Source organism: Candidatus Eisenbacteria bacterium, from assembly GCA_020847735.1.
In the GTDB taxonomy this organism is placed as follows: Bacteria; Eisenbacteria; RBG-16-71-46; order RBG-16-71-46; family RBG-16-71-46; genus CAIXRL01.
On the sequence record JADLBL010000003.1, the window covers coordinates 82,049 to 105,105 of the forward strand.

Annotated in this window: 18 protein-coding genes; 14 read left to right on the forward strand and 4 right to left on the reverse strand. The window is 70.7% G+C overall.

All coding sequences use genetic code 11. The annotated features are described in order from the left end of the window. The first annotated feature begins 12 nt into the window (after positions 1 to 12). From IT347_02090 to ftsY, 7 genes are all read left to right on the forward strand, one after another. The gene (locus tag IT347_02090; protein ID MCC6348362.1) at positions 13 to 915 is read left to right on the forward strand and encodes a branched-chain amino acid ABC transporter permease; all 903 of its coding nucleotides are present in this window, start codon (positions 13 to 15) and stop codon (positions 913 to 915) included. Then, complete coding sequence (locus IT347_02095) at positions 915 to 1,904, forward strand: branched-chain amino acid ABC transporter permease (GenBank protein ID MCC6348363.1); 990 nt, start codon at positions 915 to 917, stop codon at positions 1,902 to 1,904. The genes IT347_02090 and IT347_02095 overlap by 1 nt, the downstream gene beginning before the upstream one ends. A 32-nt stretch (positions 1,905 to 1,936) precedes the next feature. Next, a complete protein-coding gene (locus IT347_02100; GenBank protein MCC6348364.1) occupies positions 1,937 to 2,680 on the forward strand; it encodes an ABC transporter ATP-binding protein in 744 nt (247 codons plus the stop codon). Continuing rightward, entirely contained in the window at positions 2,677 to 3,387 is a 711-nt protein-coding gene (locus IT347_02105; GenBank protein MCC6348365.1) for an ABC transporter ATP-binding protein, read from the forward strand. Before IT347_02100 ends, IT347_02105 begins: the two co-directional genes overlap by 4 nt. A 160-nt stretch (positions 3,388 to 3,547) precedes the next feature. After that, complete coding sequence (locus IT347_02110; protein ID MCC6348366.1) at positions 3,548 to 4,945, forward strand: L-seryl-tRNA(Sec) selenium transferase; 1,398 nt, start codon at positions 3,548 to 3,550, stop codon at positions 4,943 to 4,945. Between the two features lie 472 nt (positions 4,946 to 5,417). Then, positions 5,418 to 8,996, forward strand: a complete 3,579-nt coding sequence (gene smc, locus IT347_02115) for a chromosome segregation protein SMC (GenBank protein MCC6348367.1) — start codon at positions 5,418 to 5,420, stop codon at positions 8,994 to 8,996. A 61-nt stretch (positions 8,997 to 9,057) separates the two neighbouring features. Further along, complete coding sequence (ftsY, locus tag IT347_02120) at positions 9,058 to 9,966, forward strand: signal recognition particle-docking protein FtsY (protein ID MCC6348368.1); 909 nt, start codon at positions 9,058 to 9,060, stop codon at positions 9,964 to 9,966. A 21-nt stretch (positions 9,967 to 9,987) separates the two neighbouring features. On the opposite strand, the gene IT347_02125 is transcribed toward ftsY, so the two are convergent. Next, complete coding sequence (locus IT347_02125) at positions 9,988 to 10,881, reverse strand: hypothetical protein (protein ID MCC6348369.1); 894 nt, start codon at positions 10,879 to 10,881, stop codon at positions 9,988 to 9,990. A 140-nt stretch (positions 10,882 to 11,021) separates the two neighbouring features. Between IT347_02125 and radC the strand changes: the two genes are divergently transcribed. Continuing rightward, positions 11,022 to 11,744, forward strand: coding sequence for a DNA repair protein RadC (gene radC, locus IT347_02130; GenBank protein ID MCC6348370.1), 723 nt, complete (start codon positions 11,022 to 11,024; stop codon positions 11,742 to 11,744). A gap of 93 nt (positions 11,745 to 11,837) precedes the next feature. On the opposite strand, the gene IT347_02135 is transcribed toward radC, so the two are convergent. Further along, on the reverse strand, positions 11,838 to 12,038 hold the full coding sequence (locus tag IT347_02135; protein MCC6348371.1) for a cold-shock protein: 201 nt from the start codon (positions 12,036 to 12,038) through the stop codon (positions 11,838 to 11,840). Positions 12,039 to 12,469: 431 nt separating this feature from the next. Here IT347_02135 and IT347_02140 point away from each other — a divergent pair, with 431 nt between their 5' ends. The 3 genes from IT347_02140 (at position 12,470) to IT347_02150 (ending at position 16,443) form a co-directional block, all read left to right on the forward strand. Beyond that, a complete protein-coding gene (locus IT347_02140; protein ID MCC6348372.1) occupies positions 12,470 to 13,207 on the forward strand; it encodes a hypothetical protein in 738 nt (245 codons plus the stop codon). 94 nt (positions 13,208 to 13,301) lie between these two features. Further along, positions 13,302 to 14,792 (forward strand): methyltransferase, encoded by a 1,491-nt coding sequence (locus IT347_02145; protein ID MCC6348373.1) that lies wholly within the window; start codon positions 13,302 to 13,304, stop codon positions 14,790 to 14,792. A gap of 121 nt (positions 14,793 to 14,913) precedes the next feature. After that, positions 14,914 to 16,443, forward strand: coding sequence for an aldehyde dehydrogenase family protein (locus IT347_02150; GenBank protein MCC6348374.1), 1,530 nt, complete (start codon positions 14,914 to 14,916; stop codon positions 16,441 to 16,443). A 189-nt stretch (positions 16,444 to 16,632) separates the two neighbouring features. On the opposite strand, the gene IT347_02155 is transcribed toward IT347_02150, so the two are convergent. Both IT347_02155 and IT347_02160 read right to left on the reverse strand, forming a co-directional pair. After that, the gene (locus IT347_02155; protein MCC6348375.1) at positions 16,633 to 16,788 is read right to left on the reverse strand and encodes a hypothetical protein; all 156 of its coding nucleotides are present in this window, start codon (positions 16,786 to 16,788) and stop codon (positions 16,633 to 16,635) included. Between the two features lie 100 nt (positions 16,789 to 16,888). Next, on the reverse strand, positions 16,889 to 17,278 hold the full coding sequence (locus tag IT347_02160; GenBank protein MCC6348376.1) for an ATP-binding protein: 390 nt from the start codon (positions 17,276 to 17,278) through the stop codon (positions 16,889 to 16,891). 113 nt (positions 17,279 to 17,391) lie between these two features. Between IT347_02160 and IT347_02165 the strand changes: the two genes are divergently transcribed. The 3 genes from IT347_02165 to IT347_02175 all read left to right on the forward strand — a co-directional run bounded on the left by IT347_02165 (position 17,392) and on the right by IT347_02175 (position 23,020). Then, the gene (locus tag IT347_02165) at positions 17,392 to 18,084 is read left to right on the forward strand and encodes a helix-turn-helix domain-containing protein (protein ID MCC6348377.1); all 693 of its coding nucleotides are present in this window, start codon (positions 17,392 to 17,394) and stop codon (positions 18,082 to 18,084) included. Between the two features lie 193 nt (positions 18,085 to 18,277). After that, on the forward strand, positions 18,278 to 20,434 hold the full coding sequence (locus IT347_02170) for a hypothetical protein (protein MCC6348378.1): 2,157 nt from the start codon (positions 18,278 to 18,280) through the stop codon (positions 20,432 to 20,434). A 150-nt stretch (positions 20,435 to 20,584) separates the two neighbouring features. Further along, complete coding sequence (locus IT347_02175) at positions 20,585 to 23,020, forward strand: T9SS type A sorting domain-containing protein (protein ID MCC6348379.1); 2,436 nt, start codon at positions 20,585 to 20,587, stop codon at positions 23,018 to 23,020. The last annotated feature ends 37 nt before the right edge of the window (positions 23,021 to 23,057 follow it).

Below are 23,057 nucleotides of genomic sequence, written 5' to 3' on the forward strand. Positions count from 1 at the left end.
GCGCGAACGGGCATGTCGGAGTTCCTGCAGCAGCTGGTCAACGGTGTGACGTGGGGAAGCGTGTACGCCCTGATCGCGCTGGGCTACACGATGGTCTACGGCATCCTGCGGCTCATCAACTTCGCGCACGGCGACATCTACATGCTGGGCGCGTTCGTCGGGCTGTACGCGTCGCGCTTTCTCAACGCCGGCGCCGAACCGTCCCCCGGCAAGGCGCTGGTGGTGCTGCTCGCGAGCATGGTGGTGTGCGCGTTCATCGGCGTGCTGATCGAGCGGTTCGCCTACAAGCCGGTGCGCAAGTCCTCGCGCCTGGCGGCGCTCATCACCGCCATCGGCGTCTCGCTGCTGCTCGAGAACGGCGGCGTGCTGGTGTTCGGGGCCGACCCGAAGTTCTTTCCGCAGCTCGTCGTCTCGCACCCCGTCGAGCTCGGGGCGGGAGTGACGGTCAGCAACCAGCAGCTCATCGTGCTGGTCGTCTCGCTGGTGCTCATGCTGCTGCTGCGGCTGCTGGTCCGTCACACGCGCGTCGGCAAGGCGATGCAGGCCGTCTCGCACAACCACATGGCCGCCTCGCTCATGGGCATCTCGGTGGACCGCATCATCTCGTTCACCTTCATGATCGGCTCGGCCCTCGCCGCCGCGGCCGGCGTGCTGGTCGCGCTGCAGAGCCCGAAGATCGAGCCCTACATGGGCATCATGCCGGGGCTCAAGGCGTTCGTCGCCGCGGTGCTGGGCGGCATCGGCAACGTCCCCGGCGCCGTGGTCGGCGGCCTGGTGATGGGCGTGGCCGAGGTGCTGGTGACGGGCTACGTGTCGCCCACCTACCGCGACGCGATCGCGTTCGTGCTGCTCATCTTCATCCTGCTCGTGCGGCCGGCCGGAATCTTCGGCAAGGCCGTGACGGAAAAGGTCTGATGCTCCGCCGCGCGCTCGGCCCGGTCGCGCTGCTGATCGCGCTCACGGCGCTCAACGTCTGGCTGCCGCGGGCGGTGAACCCCTACTTCTACCAGGTGCTCATCCTGGTCGGCATCAACATCATCCTGTCGGTGTCGCTGAACCTGGTGAACGGATTCACCGGGCAGTTCTCGATCGGACACGCCGGCTTCATGGCGGTCGGCGCCTACACCTCGGCCATGTTCTCGCTCTCGGTCGGGATGAAGACCGTCGCCGCGCTGACCCGCGCCGGCGTGCCGGCGTGGGGCGCCGAGGGTGCGATGCTGCTGGTCGCGCTCGTGCTGGGCGGACTCGTGGCGGCCGTGTTCGGCTGGCTGGTCGGGCTGCCGAGCCTGCGGCTGCGCGGCGACTACCTCGCCATCGTCACGCTCGGCTTCGGCGAGATCATCCGCGTCGTGATCCTCAACATCGACGCCGTGGGCGGCGCGCGCGGCCTGCCCGGCATTCCTCACTGGGCCGACTTCTTCTGGGTGTTCCTGGGCGTCGCGGTCGTGCTGGTGGTCGCGCGCAACCTCGCGCACAGCACGCACGGCCGCGCGATGTTCGCGATCCGCGACGACGAAATCGCCGCCGAGGCCCTGGGCGTGGACACGACGCGCTACAAGGTCATCGCCTTCGTGCTCGGCGCGTTCTTCGCCGGCATCGCGGGCGGGCTGTTCGCGCACTACCTGTCGTACCTGAACCCGGGCACCTTCACGTTCCTCAAGAGCATCGAGGTGATCGCGATGGTCGTGCTCGGCGGCATGGGCAGCCTGTCGGGTTCGGTGCTCGCGGCGATCGTGCTGACGCTGCTGCCCGAGGTGCTGCGGCCGGTCAAGGATTTCCGCATGGTCATCTACTCGCTGCTGCTGATCGTGCTGATGATCACCCGGCCGCAGGGCCTGCTCGGGACGAGCGAGCTGTCGTGGCGGCGGCTGCTGCGCCGCCGTCCGGCGGGAGCGCGGACGTGAGCGCGCCGCTGCTCTCGCTCGAGCGGTTGACGATGCAGTTCGGCGGCCTCAAGGCGGTCGCCGACCTCGACCTCGCGGTCGGCGCCGGCGAGCTGGTCGGACTGATCGGTCCCAACGGCGCGGGCAAGACGACGGTCTTCAACGTGATCACCGGCGTCTACTCGCCGACCCGCGGCCGGGTGACGTTCGACGGCCGCGTCGTCTCGGGGCTCAAGGCGCACCGCATCGCCGCCGGCGGAATCACCCGGACGTTCCAGAACATCCGACTCTTCAGCCACCTCTCGTGCCGCGACAACGTCGCGATCGCGGCGCATCCGCACCGCCGCGCCGGGCTCGTCGAGGCGGTGCTGAGAACGCCCGGTTTCGAGCGGGACGAGGCGAAGCTGCAGCGCGAGGCTCTGGAGATGCTCGAGGCGCTCGGGCTCGCGCCCTACGCCGACGCGCTCGCCACCGAGCTGCCCTACGGCCAGCAGCGCCGCCTCGAGATCGCCCGCGCGCTCGCCGGCCGGCCCCGGCTGCTGCTGCTCGACGAGCCCGCCGCCGGACTCAATCCGCAGGAGAGCGAGGACCTGATGCGGCTGATCCGGGACGTGCGCCGCCGGTTCAAGCTCACGATCCTGCTCATCGAGCACGACATGAAGGTGGTCATGGGCATCTGCGAGCGCATCGCGGTGCTCGACTACGGCCTCAAGATCTGCGAGGGCACGCCCGCGCAGGTGTGCCGCGACCCGAAGGTGATCGAGGCCTACCTGGGCGAGGAGACGGCGAGCGCATGAGCCAGCTCGAAGTCGAGGGCCTCGACGTCTATTACGGCGCCGTGCACGCGCTGAAGGGCGTGTCGTTGCGCGCCGAGGCCGGCGAGATCGTGACGCTGATCGGCGCCAACGGCGCGGGCAAGACGACGCTCCTGCGCACCCTCTCAGGGCTCGTGCCGGCGAAGGCCGGCCGCGTGACCTTCGAGGGGCGGGACATCACCCGGCTGCCGGCGCACCGGATCGTCGCGCTCGGCCTGTCGCAGTCGCCCGAGGGCCGCATGGTGTTCGCGAACCTCACCGTCGAGGACAACCTCGAGCTGGGCGCCTACCACCGCAAGGACCGCGCGGGCATCCGCCAGGACCGCGAGGCCATGTACCAGCTCTTTCCGCGGCTGCTCGAGCGCAGACGGCAGCTCTCGGGCACGCTCTCGGGGGGCGAGCAGCAGATGCTGGCGATCGCGCGCGCGCTGATGGCCCGGCCGCGCGTGCTGCTGCTCGACGAGCCCTCGCTCGGGATCGCGCCGATCCTGGTGCGCGACATCTTCCGCAACATCGTCGAGATCAACCGCCGCGGCGTCACCGTGCTGCTCGTCGAGCAGAACGCGCACATGGCGCTCGGCGTGGCGAAGCGCGGCTACGTGCTCGAGACCGGACGCGTGGTGCTTGAGGACGCGGCCGACCGGCTGGCCGCCAATCCCGAGGTCAAGGCCGCCTATCTCGGCGGCTGACGCGCGCGGGCCGGCGCGCCGGGCGTCCCCCGTGCCCAGGCGAACGTGGTCCACGGGGGCACGATCAGCGACGCGTGGGGGAGGACGAGTTCGCCGACGCTCCACACGCGCGCGGCGCCCGCCTTGCGGCCGGAGAACGTGCCGGGCTAGCGTGCGGGCCATGCCGACCCCGAAGCTCCGCACCCTGCCCGCCGTCGAGAAACTGCTCGGTTCGGCGCCGCTCGCGGCCGCGCTCGCGAGCCTGCCGCGCGCCGTCGTGGTCGCCGCCGTGCGCGAGGAGCTGGCCGCCGCGCGCAAGACCCTGAGGCGCGCCGGCGCGGTGGCGCCGGATCCGGAGGCGCTCGCCGCGGCCGCCGCCGCGCGCGCCCGCGCCGCCGCCCGGCCGCAGCTCGTGCGCGTCCTGAACGCGACGGGCATCGTCCTGCACACGAACCTGGGCCGCGCGCCGCTCGCCGAGGCCGCGCGCCGCGCGGTCAACGACGTGGCCGCCGGCTACTGCTCGCTCGAGTTCGATCTCGAAGCCGGGCGCCGCGGCGACCGCGGGCTCGGGGTCGAGCGGCGGCTGCTGCGCCTGACCGGAGCCGAGGCCGCGGCCGTCGTCAACAACGGCGCGGCCGCCGTGCTGCTGGCGCTGACCGCCACCGCCTCGGGACACGGCGTCGTGGTCTCGCGGGGCGAGCTGGTCGAGATCGGCGGCTCGTTCCGGGTGCCCGAGGTCATGGAGCGCAGCGGCGCCCGGCTGATCGAGGTCGGCTCGACCAACCGCACCCACCTGCGCGACTACGAGCGCGCGTTCGCCCGCGGCGGCCGCGACATCGCGGCCATCCTGCGCGTCCACCCCAGCAACTTCCGCATCGAGGGGTTCACGGCGCGGCCGACGACCGCCGAGCTGGCCGCGCTCGCCCGCCGCCACAAGGTGCCGCTCATCGAGGACCTGGGCAGCGGCGCGCTGGTGGATTTCGCGGCGTACGGGCTGGGGCGCGAGCCGACGGTGGGCGAGTGCCTCGCCGACGGCGCCGACCTGGTCACGTTCAGCGGCGACAAGCTGCTCGGCGGCGCGCAGGCCGGGCTCGTGCTGGGGCGCGCGAAGCTCGTCGCGGGCCTCAAGAAGGACCCGCTCGCGCGCGCCCTGCGCGTGGACAAGCTGGCGCTGGCCGCGCTCGAGGCGACGCTGGCGCTGCTCGAGGATCCCGGGCGGGCGAGCCGCTCCCTGCCGGTGCTGGCGATGCTGACCGAGACTTCCGACAACCTCGGGGAGCGCGCCGACCGGCTGGCCGCCGAGCTGACCGCCCGCGTGCCCGGACTCTCGACCCGCGTCGTTACGGGGCACGGCGAGGTGGGCGGCGGCTCGCTGCCGGGCACGCGGCTCGCGGGCCCGGTCGTCGAGCTGACGCACCCCACGATGCCCGCGCACGAGCTGGAGCGTCGCGCCCGCGCCGCGGAGCCCCCGGTGATCGGTACCGTGCGGGCGAAGGCCTTCCGCCTCGATGTGCGCACGCTGAGCGATGCCGAAGTCGGAATCGCCGCGACCGCCCTTGGCAGGGCGTTCGCGACCTGAGGACCGGAGGCTCGGAGCCTTGCGGGCGCGGCCCGCGACCGCACGCCATTCGGTCCGGCACATCGGCCAGCCGGACGCGCACCGGCGAACCGGAGCGCGGCAGGCTTTTCCGCCCGCCGAAATCGTTGACCTGCCGGCATCCGCGCCCGTAGAGTGCCGCCCGGCAGGAGTACCCGCAGACGCTTCGACCGCCACAGGCCGCCACACGCAGGGAGCCCCCGCTCCCGGTGGTCCGGCGGTGCGTCACGCCTCGGAAAGACCTGCCCGGAGACAGCGCGCACGCAGCCAGCCAAAACACCGAGGTCTCGGAACTCGGACATCAGTCGCGGGACGACTCCCCGCGGGCGGTGAACGAGGAAGGTCCAGCGTCGGGAAGGACCCGTCCCTCGCGCTGCAGCGGGCATGCCCGCGGCGCGGGGCGCCCCGTATCCTGCCCGTCCGGCCTCCCTCGTCGCACCAGTGGAGTGCACGGATGTTCCTCTACAAGCTCGAAATCCAGGGATTCAAGTCGTTCTGCGACCGGACCGACCTGTCGTTCGGGAACGGCATCACCGGCGTCATCGGCCCCAACGGCTGCGGCAAGACCAACGTCTCCGACGCCATCCGCTGGGTGCTGGGCGAGCAGAGCGCGAAGCAGCTGCGCGGCGACTCGATGGAGGACGTCATCTTCAACGGGTGCCCGACGCGCAAGCCGCTCGGCATGGCGGAAGTGCACCTGACCTTCAAGAACGACCGCGGCATCCTGCCGACGGAGTTCTCCGAGGTCACGATCTCGCGCCGCGTCTTCCGCTCGGGCATGTCCGAGTACTTCCTCAACAAGACGCCCTGCCGGCTCAAGGACATCAAGGACCTGTTCTTCGACACCGGCATGGGCAGCCACGCCTACTCGGTGATCGAGCGCTCGATGGTGGACAACATCCTCTCGGACAACACGAACCATCGCCGGTTCCTGTTCGAGGAGGCGTCCGGCATCACGAAGTACAAGCAGCGCAAGAAGGAGGCGCTCTCGAAGCTCGACGCGACCGAGGGCGACCTGACCCGCCTGAACGACATCGTCTTCGAGATCGAGCGCGAGCTGCGCTCGCTCGCCCGCCAGGTGGGCAAGGCCCGCCGCTACCAGCGCCTGCGCGACGAAGTGCGCGACCTGGACCTGGCGCTGACCGCCGGAGCGATCGAATCGCTCCGCCAGCGCGAGGCGCAGGCGAAGGACGAGTGGCAGGAGGAGGCCGTGCGCCGCGAGGGCGTGACGGCCGAGCTGGGCTCGCTCGAGGCCCGCCTCAACGACCGCAAGCTGGCGCTGCTCGAGCTCGAGCGCGAGCTGATGACCGCGCAGGGCGGGCTGCACGACCGCGAGGAGGCGCGCATCGCCGCCGAGCACCACGTCGTGCTGCTGCGCGAGCGTGCGGCCGGGCTGCTGCGCCGTGCCGACGAGGCCGCCGAGGAGGCCGCACGCATGCGCGAGCGCCTCGTCGAGACGCAGGCGCGCGAGCAGGAGGTGCAGGCGCATCTCGCCGACATCCGCGCCCGCCGCGAGACGGCGCAGGTCGAGGCCGAGGCGAACGAGGCTTCGCTCAACCAGCTCGAGCAGGAACTGCGCGCGCGCCGCACCGCGGCCGCCACGCACAAGCAGCTGTCGCTGGACCTGTTCTCGGCCGAGGCGGAAAAGAAGGGCAACTGCGCGTCGCTGCGCGAGCGGCAGTCCGCGCTGGCCGCGCGCCGCGAGGCGGCCGAGGCGCGCCGGGGCGAGCTGCTCGAGCGCGTGGCCGACCTGCAGCGTGCGCTGTCCGAAGGCGCCGAGCGGCGCACCGAGCTCGAGGAGTCGGTGGCGACGGCGCGCGGCGAGCTCGCCGCCTGCGAGGACGCGATCCGTTCCGTGGACGCGCGCCTGCAGGAGGCCGACGCCTCGCTGTCGGCGCTGCGCCAGCAGGCGGCGGCGGCCGATTCCCGGCTGGCGACGCTGCTCGAGCTGAAGCGCAACTTCGACGGCGTCTCCGACGGCGTGAAGGCGCTGCTGCAGCCGGGCGAGACGCCGGTCGGGCTCGCCGGCGTGGTCGCCAACGTGCTCGACGTGCCGCAGCGCTACCTGGACGCGCTCGAAGCCTCGCTCGGCGAGGCGTCGGCGTTCGTGCTCGCCGAGGATCGCGCCGCGGTCGAAGCCGCGCTCGAGCGGTTGCGCGGCCTCGAGGGCGGGCGGGCGACGCTCGTGGACCTGTCGGCGATGAGCGCGCCGCCGCGCATTGACGGCCCCGCGCACGCGGGGGTGCTGGGACGCGCCTCCGAGCTGGTGCGCTGCGAGGAGCGCTTCCGGCCGCTCGTCGAGCGGCTGCTCGGCTCGGTGTTCGTGGTCGAGTCGCGCGAAGTGGCGGCCGAGCTGGCGCACGCCTCGATCGGCGGCATGCGGTTCGTCAGCCTCGACGGCGAGGTCTGGGAGCGCGGCCGCGTGCGCGCCGGCAGCGGCAGCACGAGCGGCGGGCTGCTCCACCGCGAGATGGAGATCCGCGAGCTGTCGGGCCGGCTCGCCGAGCTGTCGCTCGTCATCGAGGGCGCCCAGATCGAGCGCACGGCGCTCGAAGCCTCGCGCGGGACGGCGGTCGAGCAGCGCGATCAGGCGCGCTGGCTGCTCGACGAGACGAAGACCGCGCTGGAGTCGCAGGTGCGCGAGCTGTCGGGCACCGAGCGCGAGATCGGCTTCGCCGGCAAGGAGGCCGGTGAGCGCGGCCGCGAGGCCGAAGGCTACGTGCTCGAACTGGGCACGCTCGCCCGCGCGCTCGCGCAGGCCGAGTCGGACCTGAGCGAGTTCCAGGCCGAGCTGGACGCCGCCCGCGCCCAGCTCGCCGCGGCCGACCTCGAGGTCCGCTCGCTCGAGCTGCAGCGGGACGACGCCGCGGCCCGCGCCCAGGGCTCGCGCGAGACGCTGCTGCGGCTGTCGCGCGAGTCGGGCGAATACGAGGCCGCGTGGGCGCGCGCCGAGCAGACGGTGCGCGAACTCGAAGCCGGCATCCGCGCCCGCCAGGACGAAGCCGACCAGCACCGCGCGCGCATCGCCGAGCTCGAAGCCGAGGTCGCAGGCCTGTCGGCCGGGCTCACCGGGCTGCTCGAGTCGGAAACCTCCCAGCGGGAACGGGTCGTGGAACTGCAGCGGCGGCACCTGTCGCTCAAGGACGAGGTCGCGGCCGACGACGAGGGTGCCCGGCGCCTGCGCTTCGAGCATACCGAGCTCGGCGAGCGGCTGCACGTGCTCGAGCTCGACCGCGTGCAGGCCCGCGCGGACCTCGACCGGACGTTCGAGCGCCTGCGCACCGAGTACGAAGTGGACCCGGAGAACTGGCAGCCGCAGCCCCTGCCCGAAGGGGTGGACGCCGAGGCCGCACCGGCACGGCTCGAGGACGCGCGCGCCCGGCTGCGCGGCATCGGGCCGGTGAACCTGCTGGCGCTCGAGGAGTACGGAAAGAAGAAGGAGCGCTTCACGTTCCTCACCCAGCAGCGCGAGGACCTGCACAAGGCCAAGGCGCAGCTGCTGGAGGCGATCGAGAAGATCAACGTCACCGCGAGCGAGATGTTCACGGCGACGTTCGGCAAGGTGCAGCAGAACTTCAAGGACATCTTCAAGACGCTGTTCGAAGGCGGCGACTGCGAGCTGCGCATGGTCGGCGAGGACCCCATGGAGTGCGAGGTCGAGATCGTCGCCAAGCCGCGCGGCAAGCACCTGCAGAGCATCTCGCTCATGTCCAGCGGCGAACGGGCGCTGACCGCGATCGCGCTGCTGTTCGCCATCTACCTCGTCAAGCCCTCGCCGTTCTGCCTGCTGGACGAAGTGGACGCGCCGCTCGACGACGCGAACGTGGACCGCTTCCTCAACATGCTGCGCCGCTTCGGCGACCGCACGCAGTTCGTGGTGATCACCCACAACAAGAAGACGATGGAGGCGGCCGGCTGCATCTACGGCGTCACCATGCAGGAGCTCGGCGTCTCGAAGCTCGTGTCGGTGAACCTCGACGGCGTGGACGTGAGCCACGAGTCGCGCCGCGAGGCCGTTCCCGCGTCGCTCTGAGCGCAGCAGGGAGCTTCGCCGTCGGGCCGCGGTCGTCGGGCGGCCCCTCCGGGCCCACCGCATGAACCTCTGGAACCGGTTTCGAAACGGCCTGCAGCGCACCCGGGACGCCATCGTCGGCGGGCTGGGCGCGGCGCTCGGGCGCGGCGGGCCGGTGGACGCCGCGACGCTCGAACGGCTCGAGGAGGCGCTGCTCGCCGCCGACGTCGGACCGGACACGGCCGACCGCCTCATCGAGCGGGCGCGCCGGCTCGTGGGCGCCGAGCGCGACCTCGACCTGCGCGGGGCGCTCGAGCGCGCCGCCGCCGACCTGCTTCGCGGCACGGGCGAGCCGGCCCGCTTCGAGCCCGGCCCCGAGAGCCCGTGGGTGGTGCTGATCGTCGGCGTCAACGGCGCGGGCAAGACGACGTTCGCCGGCAAGCTCGCGGCGCGCTTCGCGCGCGAGGGGCACTCGACGCTGCTGGTGGCGGCCGACACGTTCAGGGCCGCGGCCTCCGAGCAGCTGGTCGTCTGGGCGGAACGCGCCGGGGTCGAGATCGTGCGGGCGCGGGACGGCGCCGATCCGTCGTCGGTCGTCCACGACGGGCTGAGCGCGGCGAAGGCGCGTGGCACGCGGGTGGTGCTCGTGGACACCGCCGGCCGGCTGCACACCAGGCACAACCTGATGGCCGAGCTCGAGAAGATCGTGCGGGTGTGCGGGCGCGTCGTGCCCGGAGCGCCGCATCACACGCTGCTGGTGCTCGACGGTTCGCAGGGACTGAACGGCATCGCGCAGGCGCGCGAGTTCGGAAGGGCGGCCCCGCTGACCAGTCTGGCGGTCACCAAGCTCGACGGCACCTCGCGAGGCGGCGCGGTGCTGGCGATCGCCGACCAGCTCAGCGTGCCGGTCAGCCTCGTCGGGCTCGGCGAAGGCGTGGACGACTGGGCCCCGTTCGACCCCGAGGCCTACGCACGCGGTCTGTTCGAGTAGCCCGCGCGGTCCCGCCGCGCTTCAGCGCTTCGGTCGCGCGGGGGCCGGACTTCGCTTCGGCGCGGCCGCGGCCTGCACGGTGCCCGACATGCGCCGGCCCGGCGGCAGGATGCGCGGCTGGCCGTCGTGTCCCATCGCCACCAGACGCGCGCTGCCCAGGCCGCGTTCGCGCAGCAGCAGCGGCGTGCCTTCGCTGGAGCGGCCGATCATCCAGGTGCGGCGGGCGACGATGTTCTCGAGCGATTCGCGGGCGGTATGGGTGATCGGCACGCGCGGATCCATCCACGTCACGCGGTTCTCCCGCACCTCGTCGTAGCGCGAACTGTCGCCGAAGGAGCGCGTTGTGGCGGTGCCCTGCCGCACCGAGATCTTGAGGCCGCGGAACTCGCCCGCCGGCGTGGCCACGGAGTCCACCCCGAGCGTGTCCACGTCCCACATGAGCGGGCGCTTGAACAGATCGCGCACGCGCAACAGGCTGGGCGCGGGCTCCATCACCACCTCGAGGGGGTGGCCGTCACGGTCCACCTCGTTGATCTGCTTGCGCTGGTACATCTGCATGCGCAGGACCGGCAGGGAGTCGCGGAAGATCGAGTAGGACATGAGCGTCGCGATCGCCGTCGGGGCGCCGCCCTTGGGGTCCATCCACGTCTCGATCCAGAAGCAGCTGTCGCCCCAGAACAGCTCCTCGCCCGCGATGAGGAGGGTCATTTCGTAGTCGTCGTGCATGCCCAGCTCGCTCTCGCCCGTGACGTGGTAGCGCACCCAGTCGCCGACCTTGAAGGTCGGGCGCGAGGAGTAATCAATGAAGCCGATGGCGTTGACGCGGGTTGCGGTGCGGCCCTGGGCCAGGACGCCGGCGACCAGGAACAGCACACCGGCGAGAAGCACGAGGGAAACCACGATGGCACGACGCATGCCTTGACGCCCCTGGAGGTGGATGGAATCCGGTGGGCGCGGGGCCGCAGGTCGGTCCGGCGCGCGAGAGCGGCGGGTATTATCGCCGAACGGGCCGGCCTTCGGGAAGCCCGCGAGACCCGCCCCCGCAGGAGTTGGCGATGTCCGAACTCGACCTGACGATTCCCGGGCCGCGCGAGGCCGGTGACGGACCGGTCGGCGGCGAGCGCGGGCTGCAGGGCCGCGGCACCCGGCCGCGCGAGCGCCTCAGGGACCTGGGCGCCGGCGCGCTGGCCGACGCCGAACTCTACGCGCTGGTGCTCGGCTCGGGTACGGCCGGGCGCAGCGCGGTGCGCACCGGGCGGATGCTGGCGCGCCGCCCGCCCGCCGAACTCGCCGACTGGCCGCTCGCGCGCTGGCTGCACATCGCCGGCATCGGGCCGGCGCGGGCGGCGGCGCTGTGCGCGGCGTTCGAGCTCGGCCGCCGCGCCGCCGAGCGGCCGGTCGCGGCGGCCGCCATCCGCGGGCCCGACGACGTGCTGGTGCACGTGCGCGACCTGTCGCGGGCGCGGCGCGAGCACTTCGTGGTGTTGCTGCTCAACGCCCGGCACGAGATGCAGCGCCGCGAGGTGGTCTCGATCGGCAGCCTCAACGCCTCGATCGTGCACCCGCGCGAGGTCTTCCTGCCGGCGATCCTGCACTCGGCCGCGAGCGTCGTGCTGGTGCACAACCACCCGAGCGGCGATCCGGAGCCGAGCGAGGAGGATCTTTCCATCACGCGCCGGCTGGTCGAGGTCGGCGACCTGATCGGGATCGGGGTCCTCGATCACGTGGTCATCGCCTCGCGCGGGCTCGTCAGCTTCCGCGCCCGGCAACTGCTCTAGGCGACGGCGCCGCCCGTTGTGGCGGCGGGGAAAAACGACGAGGGCGGCGCGTGAGCGCCGCCCTTGCGTCGTGAAGCGGTACCGCGGGCGAATCTAGGCCCGGCGGACGTTCGAAGCCTGCAGGCCCTTCGGCCCACGGACGACGTCGAACTCCACGGCTTCACCCTCGGCGAGCGTCTTGAAGCCCTCGCCCGAGATGGCCGAGTAGTGCACGAACACGTCCTCGCCACCCTGCTGGGAGATGAAACCGAAACCCTTCGCCTCGTTGAACCACTTCACATTGCCAGTAGCCACTGAACTGCTCCTGATGCTGGGGCAAGCCCCGGATGTCCATCGTCCCTCGCGGGACGTTCGGCCGATTTGGCCGGTGCCTCGGGCTGCGGGGGTGGCACACATGAAAAATGCCGCCGGTCTTTGTCCGGCGGCAATGAACGCATGCGCGACCTGCAACAACCGAAGCGAGCGCAGTATCGGCGCAACCGTCGCCGAACGCAAGTCTTTTCTTCGGGCCCTCCAGAACCGGTCCGACGCGGATTCCGGCGCCGTGCCGGCGTCTCGGCGCCCCGCGTGACGCAAGCGGCCGGAGCGTGCGAGCATGGCGCGCCGAGGATAGGGCAGTGCACCGCATGGCGAGCTGAAGGGAGCGAACCCTGAACGAAAGCAAGACAGGCGGCGCCGGGGATGCCGGGCTCGCCCGTCGCCGTGAACGGCTCTGGGACCGGGTGGTGGCCGGACAGCGGTCCGTCCTGCCGCCCGGCGCCCCCGACCGGCTGTGGGAACCCGGCAACGACGCGGAACGCATCGCCGCGCTCGAGCAGCTCGTGCCCGGCGCGCTCGAGCGGATTCGCACCTGCCTGCGGGTGCTCGGCGCGGCCTCGCCGGAGTGGCACGTGAACCTGCCGCTCGACCGGCTGATCGAGCCGTGGCTGATCGACGCCTATTCCGGCGAAGTCGTGGCCGCGGCCGTGGACGACGTGATCGGGGATCCGCTCGGACTCGCCGGAGCCGCGCGCTGGCTGCTGCACGCGCGCGGAGCGGCTCACGTTCCCTCGCACGACGCCGTGCGGCTCGTGCCCGGGGTCGCGCGCTGGTCGCTGGCCGATCCCGTGCCGCGCAACCGCACCGAGACGCTCGAGGTGCTCGCCGACATCCAGTCGGCGTTCGTGCTGCCGCTGCTGCACGAGGTGCTCGCGGCGGGCTTCGAGCCCAGGCCGCTCGCGCCCGAGTGGCGCGACCTGGTGGCGCTCTTCGGGCCCGCCGAGACGTTCTTCGCCTTCGACACGAACCTGCGGCGCGGAACGGGCGATCGCGCGTTCGCGGCGCTGCTGCTCGCCCGCCGGGGCGAGACCGGCATCCGCCCACGCGTGCGCGAGATGATGGACACGGCCGAACCCGCCGACTTCCACGCGCTCGCGCTCGCGCTCGAGACGCTGCAGGCGCAGGAGGGGCGGGGGCGTGAGTAGCTCGCGTCGCTCCGGGGTGGCGCGTACCGGAACGCGACGCGCCGGCGTCCGCCGTTTGCACGAAGCCGCGGCATCGCCACCGGAGGCGCTCACGATGAAGCCGCAGTCCATCGAACGCCTGCACCTGTTCGACGAACACGCCTGCGCCGGGCTGCGCGAGCGCCTCGGCGCGGCCGGCTACGACGGCCCATTCGTCGGCGAAATCGAGAGCGTCGCGCCGCTCAACCTGGAACTGCCGAGACGTCCGCTGATCCGCCGCGCGCTCGCGCGCCACGGCGGCGCGGTGGCGGATCTGGCGGCGCTCCTGTGCTACGGACAGCCGGTCGAGCGCGCGCGGATCGAGGCCGCGCTCGGGGCGGAACTGACGGGCGCGCTCGTTTCGGCGGGGCTGGCCTCGGAGTCCGGGGACGGACTCCTGTGCTCGGGCTTCATGCTCGTGCCGCTCGGAGCGCAATGGTTCCTCTCCGATCCGCTCGATCGGGGAAGCGAAGCGGTGATGGGACCGGGCATGACGACGCTGCTGCTGCACCGGCTGCTGGACGAGCTGCCGGCGGATTCGGTCCTGGACCTGGGCTGCGGCGCCGGCTCGCTCGCGATCGCGGCCGCGGGCCGCGGCGCGCGCGCCACGGCGGTGGACCTCTCGCCCCGCGCGCTCGCGATGGCGCGGTTCAACGCCCGCCTGAACGCGGTCGCGCTCGAGACCCTGCGCGGCGACGTCGGCGAGCCGGTCTTCGGGCGCGAGTTCGGCCTCGTGCTCGCGCAGCCGCCCTACCTGCCGCGGCCCGAGGGCGAAGCCGCGACGACCTACCTGCACGGCGGCCGCCGCGGCGACGAACTGGCGATGCGCTTCGTCGCCGACAGCGCGCGACTGCTCGCGCCCGGCGGCGTCGCCGCGCTCCACTTCGATTCGGTCGTGACGGCCGACGGGACGCTGCCCGAGCGGCTGCGGCTCGCGATCGGCGATGCGCCCGCCGAGCTGCTGGCGCTCGTCAGCAGGGGTCCGACGCCCGATCAGCAGGCGATGTTCTACGCGGCCATGGACCATCCCGAGCTGGGGGAGGAGTTCGAACGTCTCGCGATCGCAAACCGGGATCATCTCGCGGCGCTCGGAGTCAGCGAGATCTCGCGCGTGCTGGCGGTGCTGCGCCGCCCGCGGGAGGGCGCAACGCCCGGCGGACGCTACCGGATCGTCCTTCAGGCGCCGCCGGTCAACCGGCTGCGCGCGGGCGCCGTGCGTGAGGCCCTGGCCGGGCTCGATCTCGCCTCGGGTGATGAAGCCGCGCTGCTCGCGGCGCGCCTTGCGCCGCCCGCCGACGCGACGTTCGCGGGCGAGTGGCATTCGCCGGCGGACGACTCTCCGCGCGTGCTGAAGATCACCTTCGCCGCCGGTTCGCTCGCGCAGGACCGCGAGCTCGGCGACCGCGGCTGGCTGCTCTGCGGCCTGCTCGACGGCGCACGCACGGTCGAGCAGGCGGTCGCGCCGTACGCCGAAGCCTGCGGGAGCCCGGCCGATGAGGCGCGGCGCGAGGTCGTGGGTTTCGCGCGCGACGCCCTCGCCCGCGGGCTGCTGCGCGTCGTCGAATGAGCGGGGCGGAGTGGCCGGGTTGGCCGGCGCGCGGCCGGTGGGCACGCGCGCGGCCCTCGCGCGGGACGTGCTACGCTGCGCGCGATTCCGTCACCGCCACCCCGCAGAAGGAGCGCCCGAAATGACCACCGCGACGACCGTGAACGGCCTGCTCGCAAGCCTTGGGATCCAGGACGTGAACCCCGGCGCCGCGACCGGCCGCTGGATCGAGACGAAGGGCACGGAGCTGGCCTCGATCAACCCCACGACCGGCGAGAGGATCGCCTCGGTCCGCCAGGCGAGCCGCGAGGACTACGAGCTCGTGGTGCAGGCGGCGCAGAAGGCGTTCGAGACGTGGCGGCTCGTGCCCGCGCCGCGGCGCGGCGAGGTCGTTCGCGTGCTCGGCAACCGGCTGCGCGAGCGCAAGGACGAGCTCGGCCGGCTCGTCTCGCTGGAGAACGGCAAGATCCTCTCCGAAGGCCTCGGCGAAGTGCAGGAGATGATTGATATCTGCGACTTCGCGGTCGGACTCTCGCGCCAGCTCTACGGGCTCTCGATGCACAGCGAACGGCCCGGCCACCGCATGTACGAGCAGTGGCAGCCGCTCGGCGTCGTGGGCGTGGTGAGCGCGTTCAACTTTCCCGTCGCCGTGTGGGCGTGGAACGCCGCCATCGCCGCCGTGTGCGGCGACACGACCGTGTGGAAGCCGTCCAGCAAGGTGCCGCTCTGCGCGATCGCGGTGCAGCGGATCTGCGACGAGGTCATGCGCGAGTTCGACTGCCCCGGCGTGTTCAACCTGGTGGTCGGCCGCGGCAGCGACGTGGGCGACGTCATGCTCGCGGACCGCCGCGTGCCGCTCATTTCGGCGACCGGCAGCTGCCGCATGGGCCGTCGCATCGCCGAGGTCGTCGGTCCACGCTTCGGGCGCACTATCCTCGAGCTGGGCGGCAACAACGCCATCGTCGTGCTCGACGACGCGGACCTCGACCTCGCGACGCGCGCGGCGACCTTCGCCGCGGTCGGCACCGCGGGCCAGCGCTGCACCTCGCTGCGCCGGCTGGTCATGCAGAAGGGCATCGCCCCGAAACTGACCGAGCGGCTGAAGCAGGCCTACGCCTCGGTCCGGATCGGCGACCCGCTCGAGCCCGGCACGCTGATGGGCCCGCTGGTGGACGAGGCGGCCGTCGCCGACATGATGAAGGCGCTCGATCACGCGCGCGCGGAAGGCGGCGAGGTCATCCACGGCGGCAGGCGGCTCGACCGGCCCGGCTTCTTCGTCGAACCCACGCTCGTTCGCGCCCGCGCCGACATGAAGATCGTCCAGGAGGAGACGTTCGCTCCCGTGCTCTACCTGATCGAGGTCGCGGACCTGGACGAGGCCATCGCCGTCAACAACGGCGTCCCACAGGGCCTCTCGAGCGCCATCTTCACGAAGAATCTGCTCGCCGCCGAAAAGTTCCTGTCCGCGGCCGGCAGCGACTGCGGCATCGCCAACGTCAACATCGGCACCTCGGGCGCCGAGATCGGCGGAGCCTTCGGCGGCGAGAAGGACACCGGCGGCGGCCGCGAGTCGGGCTCTGACTCGTGGAAGGCCTACATGCGCCGGCAGACCGTCACGATCAACCACAGCGATCAGTTGCCGCTGGCGCAGGGCGTCCACTTCGACGTGTAGCAAGCCGGCCCCGATGCCGACGGGAGTGGCAGCCACATCTCGGGCGCAGCGCGTCATCGTGACCCGGGGTTGCGGGACCCGTCGCGGTACGCTCCGTCGAATCGCCGGTCGCCCGGACGCCGGCGACAGAGTTCAGGCGCCCGCTGCGCGAGACCCTCGATCTCGACGCGGCCGAGTGACGAATGCGGCTCAGCGCCCCGGACGCACGACGACCAGCTTGCGTGTTGACGCGATTCCCGGGGCCTCGAGCCGTGCGAGGTAGCAGCCGGCCGGCCAGCGGCCCGTCGCGAGCGGAATCGCGTGCTCGCCGGCGGCGAGCGGCGAGTTCCTGAGCAGCGTCGCCATGCGGCACGACGCGCCGGGAAAGCGAACACCCGAGGGGGCCATCAAGGACCGATTGGGCGGGTTCGCTGTTGTGGGCTCCTCCGAGGTCGGGCCACAGGCCTCAAGCGGTCGCGCGGCGTGCCTCGTAGGCCCGGTGCTGCAGGGCTTCGGCCACCCTGACCGCGGCGACGCGCTCCTCGCAGGCGAGGTCCGCGATCGTGCGGGCGACGCGCAGCGCACGATGCACCGCGCGCGCCGACATGCCGCCGCGGTCCACGGCATCGGCCACGAGGCGGCGGCCCGCCGCGTCGAGCGCGACGTGCACGCGCAGGGTCGCGCTCGACAAGGCCGCATTGAGAGCGCCGCGGGACCTCTGCCGTTCGCGCGCGGCCAGCACGCGCTCGCGCACCACGGCGCTCGCCTCGCCCGAACTCTCGCGCAGGAGTTCCTCCGAGGTGAGCGCCGGCACCTCGACCTGCAGATCGAGTCGATCGAGGATCGGCCCGCTCACGCGTTTCGCGTAGACCGCGAGATCGGAGGGACCGCACCGGCAACCCCGCTTGGGATGTCCCAGCCAGCCGCAGAAACACCGTTGCGTTGCCTTTTACCAGCCTTCGGCTATCGGTGCCCCGACCGCCCGCCCTGCCAAGGGGTTACTCGCCCGAGGTCAACACGCTCGGCGACCACCCTCGGCGTCGGCGGCTGAATCTGGGGCAAACACAACGAACCACCGCCCGGGGTCTTGGAGTCCGGGAAGCGACTGTCGGGATCTGGGAGCGAGGGCTCGCCAGGCCACTTCCGCGGCACTACAGCGGGATTGTCCAGTTCATCGGGTTCAACCCAGAGGCGGTCGGCGATGGCCTGCTCGCTCGCCTTCTCGCCGCCCGGCGGCGGCTCGGACTGACTGCGGCCCAGTTCGCCGCCCGAACCGGGTTCGGCGAAGGTTCGATCTGTCGGTGGACGAGCGGGAAGCGGACACCCAGCCCTTGGATGGTCGGGAGGATTCGCGCCGTGCTCGCCGGGGTGGAAGGGCGAGACGCTGAGGGCGCCGCACCTCCCTCCTTCCTCGATCTGTTTCGCTGGCGCAGGAAGCTGCCGATCGGGGCCGAGCCGAGGACCTTCGGCGAGCGGTTCCGTGCCCACCAACTCGAACGCGGGCTCAGCCAGGAAGCGGCTGGAAGGTGTCTTGGAGTCGGGTGGGCGACGGTTGCCCGCTGGGAGCGAGGCGAGTGTCGACCGGGACAGCGGTGCGAACCTGCGCTCGTGCGCTTCCTCCAGCGTGAGGAACGCGAGGGCGGCCAGGACGCCTCGAAGTGAGAAGACTCGGAGGGATGGCTTCCGAAAGTGGCGCGCCGAGCGTTCTCTCGGCTGAGCGGCGGGCTTGCACCCGGGGGGGGCAGGCGTACGGTCCTGCGCGTCCTCCCATGGGGGCTCGAGACGGCCGAGTTGGTCGGTCTTCTCGCGATGTCCGCTTCAAGCTGGCTGTCGAGTTGGTCAGGAGGACCGTGTCATGACCACCAGCCCCGCGCACACCGTGCGCGCACCTTTCGTTCTCGCAATGGTTGTTTCGATCCTCGGCAGCTCGCCTGCGCCATCGCGAGCCATCTCTCTCCATTGGGCTTCAGGCGCCTCGACGCTCAAATTCGACGCTGCGACGCGGTGTACCTTGGTCGTCGAGGCGGATGCTTCCGAAGGGACCTTGCCGCCGGAGTGGAGGCTCCTCTGGGTCGCGGAGGGTCTCCCGAGCCTGTGCATCGTTCCGGACTCCACGTTTCTCGAACCGACGATGGCGCAGGCCGTCAACGTGCTTCCACCCACCACCGCCGAGGCCGAAGGACACTTGGTTACCGCGGATTTTCGCTACCCCAACTCGCCTCCGATAGCTGCCGCGCGCTGGATTCTCGACCTGACGGCCGGGTCAGCAGGCAAGTTCATCGTCTACGCGTGCCTTGGTGACCCCGCGGCCGCATCGGGGCGTCTGGCTCGATCGGAGCCCGCCACCTTCAACGGAGGCGTGTCCGGGGAATTCCCGGCGGTGGTGATGGGCGCCACCGGCGATCACAGGACAACAAAGCTCTCTGTCAGGGCGTTTGGCGCAGGCCTCAGTGAGGCTGCTTCGGTGTGCCTGGTCGCCCCCGACACCTCCTGGCGCGTCCCGTTGACGATTGCCGAAGCGACGGATTCGACGATCGCCGCCGAAGCCGAGGTGGTGACCCAACTGCCCGACGCAATTCTCCAGGTGACGCCCGCCAGCAGCATGAGCACGGCGACGCTGCTCTCCGCCTCGCAGGTCATGGCGCCGATGACCGAGCCGGTCACGATTCTCGGCAACTCGTTTCTCGTACCGCCGGATTCGGCGGGAGTCAGCCCCAAGGACTTCGCGTTCGTCTACAACACCGTCCCCACGGCGACTCCCGGGGTCTGGCGTGGGCTGTACCATCTGATCTACATTCGACGACTGCCGAATGGTGATGAGTGGACCCTCGGGCACGCGTGGTCCCCGGACTTGCAGAACTGGACTTCCAATAGATATGCATTTACAACTGGGCCACTGGGGTCATTTGACGCGGGTCACGTGTGGGCACCGAGCATCGTGCAGAATGGCAACTTGTTCCAGATGTTCTACACTGGGGTGGATGCCGCTGGCAACCAGCGCATCGGCCGAGTGACAACGTCCGCGCTCGACACCTCGAACACGACCTGGTCGGACCGCCAACTCGTCTACGCGGCGGACAGCACCAGTTGGGTCGTGAGGCATCCGTCCGCATTCGGCTTTCGAGACCAGTTCCGCGACCCGTTCGTGTTTCCTGATCCGGATTCTGACGGCCAATTCCTTATGGTCTACACGGCAATGGACACGAACTACAAGCCACAAAATGGCCTCTCGGTGGGGCTGGCGCGCAATCGGCCCGGTACGCTGGAAAGATGGGTCGATCTCGGCCGCTACGGATACACGGACTGGGGCCGCAATGGGCACAAGGCTCAGGTGGAATCTCCTCACGTCATCCCCGATTCGGGCTACGTGCCGCCCTACGGGCAACCGGAGAATCGACCGACTGGTTGGCGACTGATGTATACATGGGGCGGCGACCACCCAACCGACCAGACGTTGCGGATCGCTCGGGATACCCTCATGACGAATGTGGCCGATACGGCCAGCGCAGGTTGGGGTTACACCCGGACGTTGTACAACTACCTTTCGTCGGACCCGACCGTTCTGGGGGTGAACGGCACAGAACATCTGAAAGCCGGAAACATCGACTTCCTGGCAGGCTACAACGCCTATCTCGTGGATGGGATTCAGATCGCAAGGATGTACTGGAACGGCATCGACTTCTCCCTTCGCGTGCCGGCAGTCACGGGCGTCGACGTCGTTGGGTCGACCACGGCGAGCGTCAGGCTGAGCGTACGGCGATTCGACCCGCGCAATGAGAAGGTGGAGTTCCACATCAGTCTGCCGACCGCCCTCGCGGTGCGGCTCGACCTCTACGACGTGATGGGCAGGCGCCTCCGAACTCTCGTGAACAGAAAGTTGCCCATTGGCGACACGGTCGTGCCGTGGGATCATTCGGGCGCAACCGGCGCGACCGTGTCGAGCGGCATGTACTTCGCTCGGTTGACGTACGAGTCAGGGAGTCGTGTTGCCCGTATCCCGTTCATAAGGTGAGCCCACGAGCACTGAACATGCGACAGGGAGATGGTGCGCAGGATCGGTGACCCCAGCAACGAGCGTAACAGTCGATCGCTTGTGGTAGTTGGGCCTTCCGCTGGAACCGCCAGACGCTCGCCCATGGGCCGCTGGGGGGGTGCGGTGGGGATGCTGCGTGCGTTCGGGCACGGGCTGCTTGCGCTGGTTGTGCTCAGTTCGCCCACCGCAACAGGCGCCCAGACCGCGGACGCAAACCTCTGGGGTGCCGACCCGGACGGAACCGTGCTGGCGGTCGCCCGCTCCGGCAATACGATGTACATGGGCGGAACGTTCACGCATGTTGCGCCGGTGACCGGTGCCGGCGTCCCATTTGATGCTGGCACCGGCCAGCCGCTCCCCAGTTACCCCAGGGTTGCAGGCCGGGTCTACTGCGTGATCTCGGACGGGGCCGGCGGTTGGTTCATCGGCGGAAACTTCGGAGGAGTGGGCGGCCTGGCTCGCAAGAACCTCGCGCACATCCTCCGAGACGGTAGCGTGGCCAAATGGGCCCCCGATCCCGACGGCGACGTTCATGCCCTCGCCCTGTGCGGCACCAAGCTCTATGTCGGTGGTGCATTCACGCAAATTGCAGGCCGGTTGCGATCCAACCTTGCCGCCCTGAGCACGACCACAGGGGCCGCTACGTCCTGGAACCCCGGCACAGACTACGTCGTCAAGGCAATTCTCGTTCGCGACCGCAGCGTGTACGTCGGTGGCCAGTTCTATCACGCAGGAGGCCAGCAACGGTACCGGCTCGCCGAACTGAGCACGGCCACGGCGCAAGCCACGGACTGGCGACCTGATCCCGACAACGAGGTGTTGTCGCTGGCGATCATCGGGGACACGCTGTTCGCGGGAGGCTACTTTCGAAACATGGCGGGCAAACCACGCGACTACCTCGCCGCCGTCAGCCGGACGACCGGGGCACTCCTGCCCTGGAACGCGGCAGTGAGTCGGGTTCCCCAGTTCCTGTACGACGGTGGCCCACAGGTCACGGCGCTGATCGTCGATCGCGGCACGCTCTATGTGGCCGGGTATTTCAACCGCATTGGCGGAGCGACGAGACAGGGTCTCGCTGCGCTGTCGACAGCAACCGGCGAGGCATCCCCCTGGGATCCCCGCGCGGTGAGGGAGTCTCCTATTACAGCGATCTTCTTCACCATGGCGCTGGAGGGCACATCCCTCTACGTTGCAGGGTCATTTGACAGTCTCGGCGGCCTGCCAGGACAACTCGCGGGATCGGTGGACACTCGCACCGGCCTCGCCCTCCCCTGGCGTCCCGATCCAAATCAGGGAATCACCGCGCTCGCGATACAAGACGGCACGCTCTACGCGGGGGGCTGGTTTACGAGTCTAGGGCCCCGAGTGCATCGACACGGGCTCGCCGCCTTCGACATGCGCACGGGCTCTGTGACGGACTGGGACCCGAGTCCCGACGGAACCGTCAACGCGCTGGGCGTGCGTGACGGTACCGTGTACGTGGGGGGAGGATTCTCAACGATCGGCGGTCAGGCTCGAGCGAACGTGGCGGCACTGGATTCCGCATCGGGGTTGGCGACACCTTGGAATCCTTCGTGCAGTGGACCCGTATGGACGCTCTCGATCGCCGAGAGCACAGTGTACGTGGGGGGCTGGTTCGATGGCGTGGGAGGGCAATCGCGTCGGAACATCGCCGCGCTCGACCTTGCCAGTGGGCTGGCCACCGCTTGGCACCCGGATCCCAACGATGCCGTCACAACGATTGCGCCCCACGGCGGCGAAGTATTCGTTGGAGGCTGGTTCAGCCACATCGGAGGCGTGCCGCGCCTCTACGTTGCCGCCGTGAGTGCCGATTCCGGACAGGCCACCTCGTGGGTCTCGGATGCAAGTGACTACGTGGACTGCATTGCCGTCAACGACACCGTGGTTTACGTCTCCGGGTACTTCAACTACATCGGCGGACGCGCTCGAGACGGGATTGCCGCCCTGAGCACACTCAATGGCACGCCCACCGAGTGGCTCGCGAATGCCAGCCGCGAGGTTAAGCAGGTGCTCGTCAGCGACGGAGTGGTCTACGCCGCCGGCGCCTTCAGCACTATCGGAGGCGAGGCTCGGGACTTCATTGCGGCGCTCGATCCCCTCACCGGGGAGGTCCTTGACTGGAATCCCGGCGCCGATGGCGTGGTCTGGGCGCTCGGCGTGGGAGGCGGCCGCGTCTACGCGGGCGGAGCGTTCCAGCGCATGGGGACCGCTCCCTGCGGCCTTATCGCTTCGATCTCCCCGGCGAGCGGGTCCAGTGCGCCTGGGGGCCCAGGCCTCGGTGGAGTAGTCGTGTCGCTAAGCGCCACGAACCCTGTGACGAGCGATGCGATCTTCCGCTTCACGCTCCGTGAAGCGGCCACGACGGATCTGGAGGTGTTCGACCTCGCTGGCCGAAGGCTGGCCCGCCCACTGATCCGCCAAAGACAGGTCGCTGGGCCTCACGAAGTAGCGGCAAGCACGAGGGACTGGCCGTCGGGCTGCTACTTCTACCGGCTTGCCGTGGGTGCTGAAGCGCACACACGCAAGCTTATGGTCGTCCACTGAGGGGGCAGCGGCGACTCGGATCTCGGCATGACCGTTT